The sequence below is a fragment of the Bradyrhizobium sp. BLXBL-03 genome (assembly GCF_051853015.1).
Taxonomy (GTDB): Bacteria; Pseudomonadota; Alphaproteobacteria; order Rhizobiales; family Xanthobacteraceae; genus Bradyrhizobium; species Bradyrhizobium manausense.
Map to the genome: position 1 here is coordinate 3,676,695 of NZ_CP182470.1, position 14,958 is coordinate 3,691,652.

Below are 14,958 nucleotides of genomic sequence, written 5' to 3' on the forward strand. Positions count from 1 at the left end.
GCGATGCGAAATATTGTCGCAAAAGCGGTTTGTCGTGGCGCGCCCAATCTTTACGCAGGCGAAGTGCATAATAAGCAGGTTTTTGTCTGATTTCGAAGCAATTGACGCGCGGGTGACTTTTGACTTGCCTTGTTCACAGCAGATAGTTTCGTGTTCGCTTTCGCAACAAGCGCGCGAGCCCTCGATATGCGAGCCATATGAAGCCTGCTCCATTCAAATATGTCCTGGCGTCGTCGCTCGACCACGCGCTCGCGCTGAAGGCCGAACACGGCGACGAAGCGCGCTTTCTCGCAGGTGGCCAAAGCCTTATCCCGGCGATGAATTTTCGCCTGGCGCGGCCTTCGGTGCTGATCGATATCAACGCGCTCACGCGCCTCTCCGGCATTGATCGCCCGGAGGCGGGGCAGGTCAGGGTCGGTGCCTTGACGCGCTATCGGGCGCTCGAGCGGGATGGCGACTTCCTCAGGAACTGTCCGCTGTTCGCCGACGCACTGCCGCATATCGCGCATCCGCAAGTTCGTAACCGCGGCACCATCGGCGGCAATCTCTCCCACGCCGATCCGGCATCGGAGCTGCCGGCGCTCGCAATCGCCATGCAGGCAAGGATGCGGATCAGGTCGGCAGCAGGCGAGCGAACGGTGGCGGCGTCCGACTTCTTTGCCGGCCTGCTCACCACCGACCTCGCCAGCGACGAGATGCTGGTCGATATCACTTATCCGGTCCTGGCCCCGCGCAGCGGCGCCTGCTTCATGGAAATCGCCCGCCGCCGCGGCGATTTTGCCATTGCAGGCGTAGCGGCCGTCGTGTCCTTGGACGAGGAGCGCCGCTGCGCCAGCGTGCGGCTCGCGCTCTGCGGCGTCGGCGAGACGCCGGTGGATGCTGGTGCCGCAGCATTGCCGATGATCGGCAGCCGTTTGACCGGCGATGCGGTCGAAGCGGTCGCCGCAGGCGTGCGGGACCTCATCGCGCCGTCCGGCAACGTTCACGCCAGCCCGGACTACCAGCGGCATGTGGCCGGCGTGCTGGTCCAGCGCGCCATCCGCACTGCTCACCAACGGATCAGCCATGCAGCCTGACCACCACGAGATCGAGCTCACGGTGAACGGCACCGGATATCGGCGCACGGTGGAATCGCGCCTGCTGCTGTCCGATTTCCTGCGTCACGAGCTGGGGCTCGCCGGCACCCATGTCGGCTGCGAGCACGGCGTGTGCGGGGCCTGCACCATCCTTCTCGACGGTGATCCGGTTCGGTCCTGCCTGATGCTGGCGGTGCAGGCCAACGGCCACGCGCTTGGGACGGTCGAGGGGCTGGCGCCTGCGAGCGGCGAGCTGCATCCGGTGCAGCAGGCGATGCACGCCCATCACGGCCTGCAATGCGGCTATTGCACGCCCGGGATCCTGATGACCATGACGGCCTATCTGAACGAGCATCCATCGCCGTCGGAGGACGAGGTGCGAGAGGCGCTATCTGGTAATCTCTGCCGCTGCACCGGCTATCAGAACATCGTCGATGCGATGATGGATGCGGCCGCGCGGATGCGGGAGGAGGCGCCATGAGCACCCGCTTCTTCGGCGCGCCGGTCAAGCGCAACGAGGACAGGAAGCTCCTGACCGGACAGGCGCTGTTCATCGACGATGTCGAGCTGCCTGATATGCTGCATGTCGCCTTCCTGCGCAGCCAGGTTGCGCATGCCCGCCTGAAGCAGATCGACATATCGCGCGCGAGACAGCGGCCGGGCGTCGTCGCGGTCTATGTTGCCGAGGACTATGGCGACTATTGGCAGCCCGGTCCGCTTCTGGTGCAGCCCCCGCCGATTCCGGGAATCACCTTCAATCCGCGCACCCAGGTGCCGCTCGCCAGGGACAAGGTGCGCTATGTCGGCGAGCCGCTCGCTGTTGTCGTCGCAGAGAGCCGCTACCTCGCCGAGGACGCGCTCGACGATATCGATGTGGAGCTGGAGACGCTGCCTGCGGTCGTCGACATCGAGCAGGCGTTGACGTCCTCGTCGGTGCCGGTCCATGACGACCTCGGCTCGAATGTCGCGGCCCATGTCCACCAGGTCAAGGGCGACTATCGCAAGGCCGCCGCGAACGCGCAGATCATCCTCAAGCGCCGCTTTCGCTACGAGCACGGCATCTCCTCGCCGATCGAGACCCGCGGCGTGGTCGCGCATTGGAATGCGCGCGGCCAGCAGATGACGATCTGGGATACGACCCAGGCGCCGGTGTTCATCCGCAACGGCCTTGCCGCCATGCTCGGCCTCGGCGAGCGGCAGGTGCGCGTCATCGCGCCCTTCGTCGGCGGCGGCTTCGGGCCGAAGATCATGATGTTCTACCCGGAAGAGGTGGCGCTGCCGTGGATCTCCATGCGGCTCAACCGTCCGGTCAAATGGATCGAGGACCGGCTCGAGCATTTCGTCGCGACCACGCATGAGCGCGGCCAGATTCACGACGCCGAAATCGCGCTCGCGGCCGACGGCCGCATCCTCGGCGTCAAGGACGTCTTCCTGCACGACACCGGCGCCTACAATACGTACGGCCTGACGGTACCGATCAACAGCCAGTGTACCTTGCTCGGCCCCTACGTGATCCCGGCCTATGACAGCACGTTCACGGCCGTCTTCACCAATCTGCCGATCGTCACGCCCTATCGCGGCGCCGGCAGGCAGCACGGGGTTTTCGTGATCGAGCGGCTGCTCGATCTGGCCGCGCGGGAGCTCGGCATCGATCGCGCCGAGATCCGGCGGCGCAACCTGATTCCACCGGACGCCTTTCCGTACAACAATCAGATCATCTTCCAGGACTTTGCGCCGCTCAGCTATGACAGCGGCAATTACGAGCCTGTGCTCGCCAAGGCGCTCGACGCGATCGGATATCAGCGCTTCCTGAAGGAGGAGCAGCCGAAGTTTCGCGAGGAGGGACGCTGCGTCGGCATCGGTGTTGCCTGCTACGTCGAAGGCACAGGCATCGGCCCCTATGAGGGCGCCAAGGTGCAGGTGCAGGCCAACGGCAAGGTGAACGTGGCGACCGGCATCGGCACCCAGGGGCAGGGGCATTTCACCAGCTTCGCGCAGATCGTCGCCGACCAGCTCGGCGTCGATCCTTCCGATGTCGATATCGTCACCGGTGACACCGATCAGTTCTATTGGGGCGCCGGGACCTTTGCGAGCCGTGGCGCGGTGGTAGCCGGCAACGCCGTCAGCGAGGCATCGGCCGCGGTGAGGCGGAAAGCCCTGAAGCTCGCGGCCGACGCCTTCGAATGCGCCGAGGAGGACCTCGTCCTTGCCGACGGAAAAGTGTCGATCGCGGGGATTCCAGGAAAATTCATCCGCCTCGGCGAACTCGCGCAGCGCGCCAATCCGATGCGCGGTGCGGTGAGGCCGGGTACCGAACCGGGGCTGGAGTCGACGCAATATTTCGGTCCGCCCTCCGGCGCAACTGCGAACGGCGTTCATGCCGCGATCGTCGAGATCGATCCGCTGACCTTCGAGCTGAAGGTGCTTAAGTATGTCGTGGTCCATGACTGCGGCACGGTGATCAATCCGATGATCCTCGAAGGCCAGATCCACGGCGGCGTAGCGCAGGGCATCGGCAATGCCTTCTTCGAGAAGCTTGCCTTCGACGATCAGGGCCAGCTCCTCAACGCTTCGCTCGCCGATTATCTGCTGCCGACCGCGCTCGACGTGCCGCGCATGGAGCTCGACCATACGGTGACGCCTTCGCCGCTCAATCCGCTCGGCATCAAGGGCGCGGGCGAGGCGGGAGCCATCCCGGTGGGTGCGGTGTTCGCGCAGGCGATCGAGGATGCGCTGCAGCTCACCTCGCGCAAGGTCGAGCTGCTCGAAATTCCACTGAGCCCGAGCCGGCTGTTCGAGCTGACACGACAGGAGGACGCATGAGAACAGCACGCGTGTTTCGCCTGTCGATGGCCCATCCCGGCGACCTCTCCGAACTCGATGATCTGATCGTGCGCGGCACGATCAAGGCGGCCGACGTCGCGGCCATCATCGGCAAGACCGAAGGCAATGGCGGCGTCAACGATTTTACCCGCGGCTACTTCACCCAGACGCTGATGGCGCTGCTGTCGAAGCATCGGGGGCGGCCGGCCGCCGAGCTGATCCGCGAGATCCCCTGCGTGCTGTCCGGCGGCACCGAGGGCGTGATGAGCCCGCATTACAGCGTCTTCTGTGTCGGCGAGAGCGAAGCCGCAAAGCACCATCCGTCCGCGCTGGCAATCGGAACTGCCTTCAGCGCTCCGGTGCCGGCCGAAGAGGTCGGTCGGCGCGCTCATGTCGAGAGCGTGGCGGCGACCGTGCGTGCCGCAATGCGCGACGCCGGAATCGAACGGATTGAGGACGTGCATTTCGTCCAGGTGAAATGCCCCTGCGTGACGGTGGCGCGGGCGACGGCGGCCATCGCCGCCGGCAAGACGCCGCTCACCAGCGATCCCAACAAATCGATGGCCTTTGCGCGCGCCGCCGGCGCCTTTGGCGTCGCGCTCGCGCTGTCCGAGATCGGGCCGGATGACTTCACCGATGCGTCGCTGCTCGCCGATTTCGCCATCCAGTCGCCGCGTGCCAGCATCTCCTCGGGCGTCGAGGTCGAAAGCAACGAGGTCGTGGTGCTCGGCAACAGCCCGAACTGGGCGGGCAATTTGCGCATCGCGCACCGGCCCATGAGCGATGCGCTCGATATCGGAGCGGTGGTCGACGTGCTCGCCGATCTCGGCATCGCGGCCAGCCCGCAGGTGTCCGCCGTGGACTGGGCGCGCATTGCCTCGGTGTTGGTCAAATGCGAGCCGGACCGGCGCGGCCGGATCCGCGGCCATCGCCACACCATGCTCGACGACACCGATATCAACGCGCAGCGGCACATAAGAGGTGCGGTTGCCGGCCTCGTGGCCGGCGTGATCGGCGATGGACGCATTTTCGTGTCTGGAGGCGCCGAGCATCAGGGGCCGGATGGCGGCGGGCTGATCGCCGTGATCGCGTCGCAGGAAGGGGCTGGCTAGATGCGGATTGTCATCATCGGCGCTGGCGTCGCGGGATGCGTGATGGCGCGGCGGCTTGCAGCGCTCGACGGCGTCGAAGTCGTCTGCCTCGAGCGGGTCAGCCGCGATGACCATTCCGAAGCCGGCACCGGGCTCAATGTCGGGCCGAACGCGGTGAAGGCGCTGCGTGCGGTCGATCCGGAGCTTGCCGCGCGCATCACGGCGGCGAGCTTCGTCTGGGCCAATTGGCGGATATCGCTCACCGACGGCACCGTACTGTTCGATCTGCCGCTCAAGGACGTTGCCGATGGGCCCGGCTGGCGTATCCGCTGGTCGGAGCTCTACCGCGTGTTGCGCGAGGCAGCCGGCGCGAGCGTCGCTTATGGCTGCGAGGTTACGAAAATCGCGCGCGATGCCGCCGATCCGCGAAGGACAGAAGTCGCCTGGCGCCAGGATGGAAGCGAGCATCGGCTTGACGGCATCGATCTCCTGATTGCGGCCGACGGCCGTTACTCCGATGTGCGGCGGACCATCTCCGGCGAAGTGCCGGTGCGCCTCACGGGCGTTGCGATCTCGCGTCTCCTGGTGCCTGACACCTCGCGCGGCCTGATCGACGATTATGAGCAATGGTTCAACGGGCCGAACCGGTTGCTGGCGTTCCGCGTGCCGCCGGATCACGTGTATCTGGCCGGCACGTTCCCGATCGAGGGGGAGATCCCCGAGGCCCGCAAGGTGCCTGAGGCACTGCGCGCCGCCTATACACCGACGGAGGCGCCGCCGAGCGACCAGGCGCGCTGGCTGATCGACCAGCTCTGCAATGGAGTCGCCGACACCCATTGGGCGCGGATGCAGGAGCATGATTTGCTCTACCGCGCCGCCGACTGCAACGTGCTCTATCTTGGCGACGCCGCTCATGGCATGGTGCCGACGCTCGGCCAGGGCGCGACCCAGGCGATCGAGGATGCCGCCTGTGCGGCCGCGCTGATCACGCAACGCCATCAGGGCGGTGTGCGTGACGTCGCGGCGTGGCTTGCGGAGATCGAGGCGCTGCGGTCTGATCGCATGCGCTTCGTGATGGAGCTGTCGCTGGCCGCGAGCGACACGATTCTCGTTGGCGGAGATCCGGTCGCGGGCACGCGCAAGAAGAGTGACGAGCCCTTTCGCAACAATCTGAAGGCGCTGTATCGTCAAATCGGCCCGCCGATCGACGGCGGCAAGCGTGAGGAGATATTGAGATGACCGATCTGCCGCTCGCGACCGTCCATGGTCTCTATCACATCGCGATCAAGACCGATGATCTCGCCGCGACCAGGACGTTCTGGACCGCGATCATCGGGCTGCGCGAATTTCCCCGGCCCGATTTCGGCTATCCCGGTGCCTGGCTCGGCTGCCCCCAGCCGGGCGGGCTCGGCATCATCCACGTCTATGCCGGCGGCCCCGCGCTCGGCCCCGAAGGCAAGGCGCCATCAGGCACGGCGGCGATCGATCACGTCTCGCTGTCCTGCTCGGGCTATCGCTCCTATGTGGCGCGCTTCAAGGCCGCCGGGCTCGACTGGCGCGAATTCATCGTGCCCGGCACCTCGCTGTGGCAGCTGTTCGTCTACGATCCCTCCGGCGTGCAGCTCGAGCTGACCTTCGAATCATCGGGCGAAGGCGAGGAGAAGCCGGACGTGTCGCCGGGCCGCAAATATGTCGCGGGCGCGAGCTTCTTCGACAAGGCGACCTACCCGAAACTCGGCTGATCCATGAACGATCGCGCTCCGCTCTGGGCCATGTCGGCGTGTGAGTTCGCGCGCGCCTTTGCGGATGGCCTTTCGCCACGCGCGGTGATCGAGGCGACGCTCTCACATATCGCCGCGACCAATCCGCGCCTCAATGCGATCGTGACGCTGGATGCTTCGGGCGCGCTCGCCGCGGCAGATGCAAGCGCGCGGCGTTGGCACGACGGGAAGCCCGCAAGTGCACTCGACGGCGTGCCTGTTACGGTCAAGGACAACATCCTCGTCGCGGGGCTGCGCGCAACCTGGGGGTCGAAGCTCTATCGCGACTTCGTGCCCGATGAGGACGAATTGCCGGTGCGCCGGCTGCGCGAGGCCGGCGCCATCATCCTCGGCAAGACCAACGTGCCTGAATTCACCGTGCACGGTTACACCGACAATGCGCTGTTCGGCACCACCGGCAATCCCTGGGATCCGGCTCTGACACCAGGTGGTTCGAGCGGCGGTGCGGTGGCGGCGGTTGCCACCGGCATGTGCGCGTTCGCGCTCTGCACCGACGGCGGCGGCTCGATCCGGCGCCCGGCCGCTCATACCGGCCTCGTCGGCTTCAAGCCCTCGCGCGACACAGTGGTGCGCGGCAAAGGTTTTCCGGCCATCCTGGGTGAGTTCGAGGTGATCGGCCCGATCGCACGCGGCGTCGAGGATGTTCTCGCAGCGATGGAGGTGATCGCTGCGCCGGCGTGGCCGCGCCTCATGGCTGCGCCGTTGCCGCCACGGCCGCGGATCGCCTATGCGCCGACATTTGGCGGAGCGCCCGTCGACCCCTTCATTCGCGACGTGATCGAACGCACGATCGCGGAGGCTCGGGCGCTCGGCCTCGACGTCGAGACCCTTTCTCCGTTCACGCTGGCCGATCCGCTTGAAGCGGTGTGGCCCGTGATCAGCCAGACCGGGGTCGCCTGGCTCCTGGAACAGCATCCAGCTTGGCAGGGCCAGGTTAGTCCCGCCATCGCCGAGATGGAGGCGGCCGGGCGCCGCCTGTCGGCGCGCGACTATCTCAATGCACTCGACCAGGTCGCAGCCTTGCGCCGGTCTTTCGATGCGTTGTTCGCGCAGTACGACTTCCTGATCACGCCGTGCGCCGCCGCGATGCCGTGGCCGGCCGCCGAATCCCATCCCCCCGTCATCGACGGCCAGCCGGTCGGGCCGCGCGGCCATGCCGTGTTCACGGCGATCGTGAATGCACTCGGCCTGCCTGCCATGTCTCTTCCTTGTGTCATCCCGGACGGTGCGCTTCCTGTCGGACTTCAAGTGATCGCGGGCCGCGATCATGATGGCCCGCTGGTGAGGTTTGCTCGAGAATATGAAGGCCGGCTGTTCGTGCACCGATGGCCGAATTCGCCCTGACGGGGTGAAGCTGGGATAACGATGCCGCAGCGGGTCAATCCTTCAACGCATAGGCGATGACGTAGTCGCCGCGCTTGGTGCCGAACGAGCCGTGACCGCCGGCCGCGGTGACGACATATTGCTTGCCGCCTGCCTCGTAGCTCATCGGTGTCGATTGGGCGCCGGCGGGCAGGCGGTCTTCCCAGAGCACCTTGCCGTCGCGCACGTCGTAGGCCCGGATCGTGTATTCGTAGGTGCCGGTGTAGAACGCAACGCCGCCGGCGGTCGTGATCGGCCCGCCCAGCATCGGCACGCCCATCCGGAAAGGCAAAGGCAGCGGCGTGGTGTCGCGGATCGTGCCGTTGGGATGCTGCCAGACGATCTTCATCGTCTTCAGATCGATCGCCGCCATCGAGCCCCATGGCGGCCGGTAGCACGGCACGGAGAGGGGCGAGAGGAAGCTCTGGATGTCCACCCCGAACGGCGTGCCATACATCGGCTGCGTGCCGACCTCGCTGCCGACAGGCTTCTCGGCCGTCGGCGCGGGAGGATTGCCGGGACCTCGCGGAATGAGCTTCGAGACGAACGGCAACGACATGGGATTGGCGATGGCGATCTGTCGCACCGGATCGATCGCGATGCCGCCCCATTCGAACATGCCGAGATTGCCGGGAAAGACGAGCGTGCCCTGCAACGAGGGCGGCGTGAACGTGCCCTCGTAACGCAGCCGGTGGAACATGATCCGGCACAAGAGCTGATCGAAGATCGTGCCGCCCCACATATCCGCGCCGGTCAGCTTCGCCTCGGGGCGGAACGTCAGCTCGGAGAACGGTTGCGTCGGCGCACTGCGATCGCCGGGCGCGGCGCCTTGCGGCACCGGGCGTTCCGGTGCCGGCACGATCAGCTCGCCGGTCCGCCGATCGAGCACGAAGATGTTGCCCACCTTGGTCGGCTGGATGATCGCGGGAACGACGCCCTTGGCCGTGGTGACATCGACCAGGCTCGGCTGCGAGGGCACGTCCATGTCCCAGAGGTCGTGATGCACCGTCTGGTACGACCAGACGCGCTTGCCGGAGTTGACGTCGAGCGCAACGATCGAGCTGGAATAGCGCTCGACCAGGGCATTGCGATTGCCGCCCCAGATGTCGGGTCCGTTATTGCCTGTCGGGATGTAGACGAGGTTCAATTTCGGATCGAACGAGGCCGTGATCCACGAATTCGGCGAGCCGTTGGTGTAGTGACGCGTCGGCGACGGCAGCGCGTTTTCATCCGCTGCGCCGGAGTCCCAGGCCCAAACCAGCTTGCCGGTGTAGACGTCGAAGCCGCGGATGACACCGGAGGGCACGTCGACCCCATAATTGTCGATCACTGCCGCTGCGACGACCAATATCTTGTCGCTGACCACAGGCGGCGACGTCGGCTCGAAGAAGCCCAGCGTCTTGATCCCCATGCCTTCCTGGAGATCGAGGCTGCCGTGATCGCCAAAGCTCTCGCACGGCCTGCCGCTGTCGGCATCGAGCGCGATCATGCGGCCGTCATTGACCGGCAGGAAAATCCGGCGGGGGCATTCGCCGGGCGCGGGAGCGCCGCTGCTGTCGACGGCATCAGCGGTTTCATGATAGGAGACGCCGCGGCAGGTCATGTGCTGGAACGTCTTGTTGAACACCAGCCTGGGATCGTATCGCCAGCGTTCCTTGCCGGTGCTGGCGTCGAGCGCGAACAGCACCTGGTGCTGTGAGCAAAGATAAAGCGTGTCGCGGACCTTGATCGGGGTGACCTCGAAGGTGGTCTCGCCGGAATCCTCCGGTGTCGGCATGTCGCCGGTGCGGAAGGTCCAGGCGACCTTGAGCTTGCCGACATTGTCGGGCGTGATCTGCTGCAGCGGCGAATAGCGCTGTCCGAATTGCGTGCGTCCATACGCCCGCCAATCGCCATCCGGCTGAGGGTCGGCTTCGCTTTGCGGCACGCTCGATGCTTGCTCGGCGATCGTGCCGTTGCTGTCGTGATAGCTGGACAGAAGCGAGATGACGAGGACGACCGAAGAGGCAGCTACGCCGATCCAGAGTGGCAGCGTCGCGCTTCGGTACGACACCGGCCGGTCTCGCAGCAGCCCGCGAACGATCACGGGCGCGAGCAGCCAGAGCGCCATTGGAAAGACGATGTCACCCCGCGATGCCAGCGGCCACCAGTCGAACCGCACCTCCGAGATGGCCCACGCCACCGTGGCGACCAGCACGATCGCGAACAGCCAGAGCGCCTGATGACGCCGTGCCAGCAACAACGCGGCCGTCGCGACAATCCCGGCACCGAGAACAAGGTAGAAGATGGATCCGCCGAGCGCGGCGAGCCAGAGGCCGCCGCCGGCGAGCACTAAACCAATCAGGGCATAGACGAGACCTGTGACAAAGACGGCCCTGGATCGCTGCATGGTTGCTCCGGCGGGGCAAAAAGATCGAGCACTGTCCGGTGCAAACGCAGCAGACGGCGCCGAGTTGCAGTTACTGTGGTCAAGTCAACCACAGCTGGCAAGCTTCGACTGCTGCGTCGATGCAACATCCGCGGGCAAAAACTTGCGATCCGATGTGATAAGTCTTTGTTCGGAATTGCGCGCTCGTTGAATACGATCATTGTCGTGTCTTCAGGACTCGCAATAGCCGGGAACCACATCCGTCATGTATCTGGGCATCGATCTCGGCACCTCCGCAGTCAAGACCGTTCTGGTGGACGGCGCGCAGCGCGTGATCGCGAGCGAGAGTCGAGCGCTGACGATCGCCTCGCCGCAGCAAGGCTATTTCGAGCAGGATCCAGCGCAGTGGATCGAGGCGACCTTTGCCACGCTGGACGCCTTGAAGGCCTCGCATGGAGAAGAGCTGGCGAGGGTCGAAGGCATCGGGCTGTCGGGCCAGATGCACGGCCCGACGCTGCTCGATGCGAACGATAGGCCATTGCGGCCCTGCATCCTCTGGAACGACGGACGCTCGGCCGGGGAGTGTCGCATTCTGGAGCAGCGCTGGGCCGCCTTGCGCGCGATCACGGGCAACAAGGCGATGCCCGGCTTTGCGGCGCCAAAGCTGCTCTGGATCGCAAAGCACGAGCCCGAGGTTTTTGCGGCGACGCGGCGCGTGCTGTTGCCGAAAGCCTATCTGCGCCTCGTTCTATCGGGAGAGGCCGTCGAGGACGTCTCCGACGCATCGGGTTCGCTATGGCTTGACGCGGCGCGCCGGGACTGGTCGGATGCGGCATTGGCCGCGACCGACCTGTCGCGCGCGCACATGCCGCGCCTGGTGGAGGGGTGCGCGCCGGCGGCTTCATTGCGCAGCGAGCTTGCAGAGCGTTGGGGCATGGTTCGCCGGCCGGTAATCGCGGGCGGCGCCGGCGACAACCCCGCCGGTGCCATCGGCATCGGCGCGATCCGTCCCGGAACTGCATTCATCTCGCTGGGAACCTCAGGCGCCTTGCTGGCGCCATCAGACCATATTGCGACAAACCCGGACCGGGTGGTCCACACCTTTTGCCACGCAATCCCTGGCATGTGGATTCAGGCCGGCGCCATTCTCTCGGCGGCTTCGTGCCTTGCCTGGGCTGCGCGCCTGTTCGGCGTCCCTGAAAGCGAACTGCTGGCGCCGCTGGGCCCACGGGCGCAGGCGCCGTCGCCCGTGAGCTTCCTGCCATATCTTGCGGGCGAGCGGACACCGCACGATGATCCCGTCGTGCGCGGCATGCTCGATGGGTTGAGCCACGGCACCGACCGCACGGCGATCGTGCAGGCCGTGCTGGAGGGCGTAGCCTTCGCGCTAGCCGATTGCAGGGACGCGCTTGGCGATGCCGGCATTGCAGTGACCGAGGCCGACGTCATCGGCGGCGGTTCGCGGTCCCGGTTCTGGCTGTCGGTGCTTGCAAACGTCTTGAATGTTCCGATCCATCGCTTTGCCGAAGGCGAAACCGGCGCGGCGTTCGGTGCGGCGAGATTGGGGCGACTTGCTGTCACCGGCGAGGCCGTCGCAGACGTCTGCACGCCACCACAACGCGTCGAGACTTTCGAACCTGACCCCGTGCTGGCTCGGGCCTATGCCGAGCGGCTTCCCGCCTGGCGCCAGCTGTATCGGCCACGCCACTAGCTTCGCTTTGGTTGCGCATTTTGACCTGTTCGCTGTTGCCCTGTGCGGCGGCCTTTTGTTTAATGCGCAAAACCGCGCCCGACGAGGCGCGAACAGGAAACGCATTGTGCGCCGGGAGGCACGATGAACGAGCCGATCCTCGAGATGCGAGGAGTGTCAAAATCCTTTTTCGGCATCAAGGCGCTGCGTGCGGTTGACCTGACGGTCTATGCCGGCGAGGTCCATGCCTTGATGGGCGAGAATGGCGCCGGCAAATCGACCCTGATGAAAATCCTGTCGGGGGCCTACCGGCCCGATCCTGGCGGCGAGATCCGCATCGAAGGCAAGCCGGTGCATATCCACGGCCCGCTCGGCGGTCGCGCCGCGGGTATCTCGATCATCTATCAGGAACTGTCTCTGGCCCCCAATCTGAGCGTTGCGGAGAATATTTATCTCGGCCGCGAGATGTCGCGTTCAGGTCTGCTGGCGCGCGGTGCCATGCGCGAAGGTGTTGGCCCGATCCTGGAGCGGCTGGGCGCGGATTTCACACCGTCGACATTGGTGGCGCATCTCTCCATGGGGCAGCGCCAGCTCGTCGAGATCGCGCGTGCGCTGCACGCGCGCTCGAAAATCCTGATCATGGACGAGCCGACCACGGCGCTGTCCGCCGGCGAGAGCGAGCGGCTGTTTGCGCTGATCCGGCAACTTCGCGCCGAAGGGCTTGCCATCATCTATATCTCGCACCGCATGGACGAGGTCTATGCGCTCGGTGACCGCGTCACCGTGCTGCGCGACGGCCGGCTGGTCGGTTCGCTCGGCAAGCAGGATATTCGCGCCGATGCCATCGTCCGCATGATGGTCGGGCGCGACGTCTCCTCCTTCTACAAGAAGGATCATGATCCCGAGGCCGGGAAGGGGCATCCCGTGCTGACGGCGACCGACATGGCGGATGGGCAGCGCGTCAAGGGCTGCTCGCTCACCGTCCATGCCGGCGAGGTGGTCGGGCTTGCCGGACTGATCGGCGCCGGCCGCACCGAGCTTGCGCATCTGATCGTTGGTGCCGCACCGAGGATTTCGGGCCGTCTCGAACTCGAAGGCCAGCCGATCGACATCCGCACGCCCGGCGAGGCGCTCGAGGCCGGCATCGCCTATCTGACCGAAGACCGGAAGGCGCTCGGCCTGTTCCTCGACATGTCGTGCCTGGACAACATCAATCTCGCCGTGATCGGACGCGACGCCAAGCTCGGCTGGTTCCTGGACCGCGACAAGGCGCGCGAACGCGCCGACAGGGCGTTTGCTGGACTCAGTATCCGCGCCGCCAATCCTGGCGTGCCGGCAGGAGGCCTGTCCGGAGGCAATCAGCAAAAGGTGTTGCTGTCGCGGCTGCTCGCCATTGCGCCGAAGGTGCTGATCCTCGACGAGCCGACGCGCGGCGTTGACGTCGGCGCCAAGTCGGAGATCTATACCATCATCGACAATCTCGCCAAGGCCGGCACCGCCATCCTCGTCATTTCGTCCGATCTGCCAGAAATCATCGGTATCTGTGACCGCGTCCTGGTGATGCGGTCGGGGCATATCGCAGGCGAGGTCAGGCGAACCGAGACGGCGCCTTTAACGCAGGAAGACATCATGGCCCTCGCCACGGGGACGGAGCATCTCGATGCCTGACAATGGATCGACGCAGGCGAAGGCCGCGACCGTAAACGGCACCGCCGCTGCCGAGGCGACGAAGCGCCAGCGCATCAGGCTCCTGATCCGCGCCGCCGGCATGCTGCCGGTGCTGCTACTGCTGTGCATCGGTTTCCACTATCTGTCGGATGGCCGCTTCTTCACCGGACAGAATCTCGGGATCGTGCTGCAGCAGGCTGCCGTCAACACCGTGCTCGCCGCGGGCATGACCTTCGTCATCCTCACCGGCGGCATCGATCTCTCGGTCGGCTCGATCCTGGCCGCCTCGGCGATGGCGGGCCTGACGGTCTCCAAACTGCCCGAGCTGAGCGCGCTTTGGCTGCCGGTCGCTGTGCTCACCGGCCTTGGCTTCGGCATCGTCAATGGCGCGCTGATCGCGCTGTTGCGCCTGCCGCCCTTCATCGTCACGCTGGGCTCGCTCACCGCCGTGCGCGGACTGGCGCGTCTGCTCGGCGCCGACACCACGGTGTTCAATCCGTCGATTCCCTATGCCTTCATCGGCAACGGCTCGCTGACGCTGATTCCGGGCGTCGCGTCGATTCCCTGGCTGTCGGTCATTGCGCTGCTCGTCATTCTCGTGTCGTGGGTGGTGCTGCGCCGGACCGTGCTGGGCGTGCACATCTATGCGGTCGGCGGCAATGAGAGCGCCGCGCGGCTTGCCGGCATCAAGGTCTGGGCCGTGCTGACCTTCGTCTATGGCGTATCGGGGCTTTTCGCAGGCCTTGGCGGCGCCATGCAGGCGGCGCGGCTCTATGCCGCCAACGGCCTGCAGCTCGGACAAAGCTACGAGCTCGATGCCATCACCGCGGTCATCCTCGGCGGCACGTCTTTCGTCGGCGGCATCGGCTCGATCTGGGGGACGCTGGTCGGCGCACTGATCATCGCGGTGCTCTCGAACGGCCTGATCCTCGTCGGCGTCTCCGACATCTGGCAATATGTGATCAAGGGCCTGGTGATCATCGGCGCCGTGGCGCTGGATCGCTACCGGCTGCAAGGCTCCGCCAGGACTTGAACGGTTTTACGCGCATCTGAGCGCATGGTGTGAAATTCGGTTGCGGCAACTGGTCTGCCGCGCCCG

At 65.7% G+C, this 14,958-nt stretch carries 11 protein-coding genes; 10 read left to right on the top strand and 1 reads right to left on the bottom strand.

Features of this window, described 5'->3' with window-relative positions; genetic code table 11:
• Positions 1-197: 197 nt before the first annotated feature.
• The 7 genes from ACNJX9_RS17595 to ACNJX9_RS17625 are packed head-to-tail and all read left to right on the top strand — an operon-like array spanning position 198 to position 8,115.
• Positions 198-1,076, top strand: coding sequence for an FAD binding domain-containing protein (locus tag ACNJX9_RS17595; protein WP_439409729.1), 879 nt, complete (start codon positions 198-200; stop codon positions 1,074-1,076).
• Positions 1,066-1,557: a (2Fe-2S)-binding protein gene (locus ACNJX9_RS17600; protein WP_439409730.1), complete on the top strand. Its 492-nt coding sequence runs from the start codon at positions 1,066-1,068 to the stop codon at positions 1,555-1,557. Before ACNJX9_RS17595 ends, ACNJX9_RS17600 begins: the two co-directional genes overlap by 11 nt.
• Positions 1,554-3,899: a molybdopterin cofactor-binding domain-containing protein gene (locus tag ACNJX9_RS17605; RefSeq protein ID WP_439409731.1), complete on the top strand. Its 2,346-nt coding sequence runs from the start codon at positions 1,554-1,556 to the stop codon at positions 3,897-3,899. Before ACNJX9_RS17600 ends, ACNJX9_RS17605 begins: the two co-directional genes overlap by 4 nt.
• Positions 3,896-5,011 carry a ring-opening amidohydrolase gene (locus ACNJX9_RS17610; protein WP_439409732.1) on the top strand — a complete coding sequence of 372 codons (1,116 nt, stop codon included), beginning with the start codon at positions 3,896-3,898 and terminating at the stop codon, positions 5,009-5,011. Before ACNJX9_RS17605 ends, ACNJX9_RS17610 begins: the two co-directional genes overlap by 4 nt.
• Positions 5,012-6,229 (top strand): FAD-dependent monooxygenase, encoded by a 1,218-nt coding sequence (locus tag ACNJX9_RS17615; RefSeq protein ID WP_439409733.1) that lies wholly within the window; start codon positions 5,012-5,014, stop codon positions 6,227-6,229. It abuts the gene before it with no gap.
• Positions 6,226-6,732, top strand: a complete 507-nt coding sequence (locus ACNJX9_RS17620; RefSeq protein ID WP_439409734.1) for a VOC family protein — start codon at positions 6,226-6,228, stop codon at positions 6,730-6,732. The genes ACNJX9_RS17615 and ACNJX9_RS17620 overlap by 4 nt, the downstream gene beginning before the upstream one ends.
• Positions 6,733-6,735: 3 nt before the next feature.
• Positions 6,736-8,115 carry an amidase gene (locus ACNJX9_RS17625; RefSeq protein WP_439409735.1) on the top strand — a complete coding sequence of 460 codons (1,380 nt, stop codon included), beginning with the start codon at positions 6,736-6,738 and terminating at the stop codon, positions 8,113-8,115.
• Positions 8,116-8,149: 34 nt separating this feature from the next.
• On the opposite strand, the gene ACNJX9_RS17630 is transcribed toward ACNJX9_RS17625, so the two are convergent.
• Complete coding sequence (locus ACNJX9_RS17630; RefSeq protein WP_439409736.1) at positions 8,150-10,522, bottom strand: glucose/quinate/shikimate family membrane-bound PQQ-dependent dehydrogenase; 2,373 nt, start codon at positions 10,520-10,522, stop codon at positions 8,150-8,152.
• Positions 10,523-10,766: 244 nt separating this feature from the next.
• Here ACNJX9_RS17630 and xylB point away from each other — a divergent pair, with 244 nt between their 5' ends.
• The 3 genes from xylB (at position 10,767) to ACNJX9_RS17645 (ending at position 14,892) form a co-directional block, all read left to right on the top strand.
• On the top strand, positions 10,767-12,212 hold the full coding sequence (gene xylB, locus ACNJX9_RS17635) for a xylulokinase (protein WP_439409737.1): 1,446 nt from the start codon (positions 10,767-10,769) through the stop codon (positions 12,210-12,212).
• 123 nt (positions 12,213-12,335) lie between these two features.
• Complete coding sequence (locus tag ACNJX9_RS17640) at positions 12,336-13,859, top strand: sugar ABC transporter ATP-binding protein (RefSeq protein ID WP_439409738.1); 1,524 nt, start codon at positions 12,336-12,338, stop codon at positions 13,857-13,859.
• Positions 13,852-14,892, top strand: a complete 1,041-nt coding sequence (locus tag ACNJX9_RS17645) for an ABC transporter permease subunit (RefSeq protein ID WP_439409739.1) — start codon at positions 13,852-13,854, stop codon at positions 14,890-14,892. Before ACNJX9_RS17640 ends, ACNJX9_RS17645 begins: the two co-directional genes overlap by 8 nt.
• Positions 14,893-14,958: the final 66 nt, after the last annotated feature.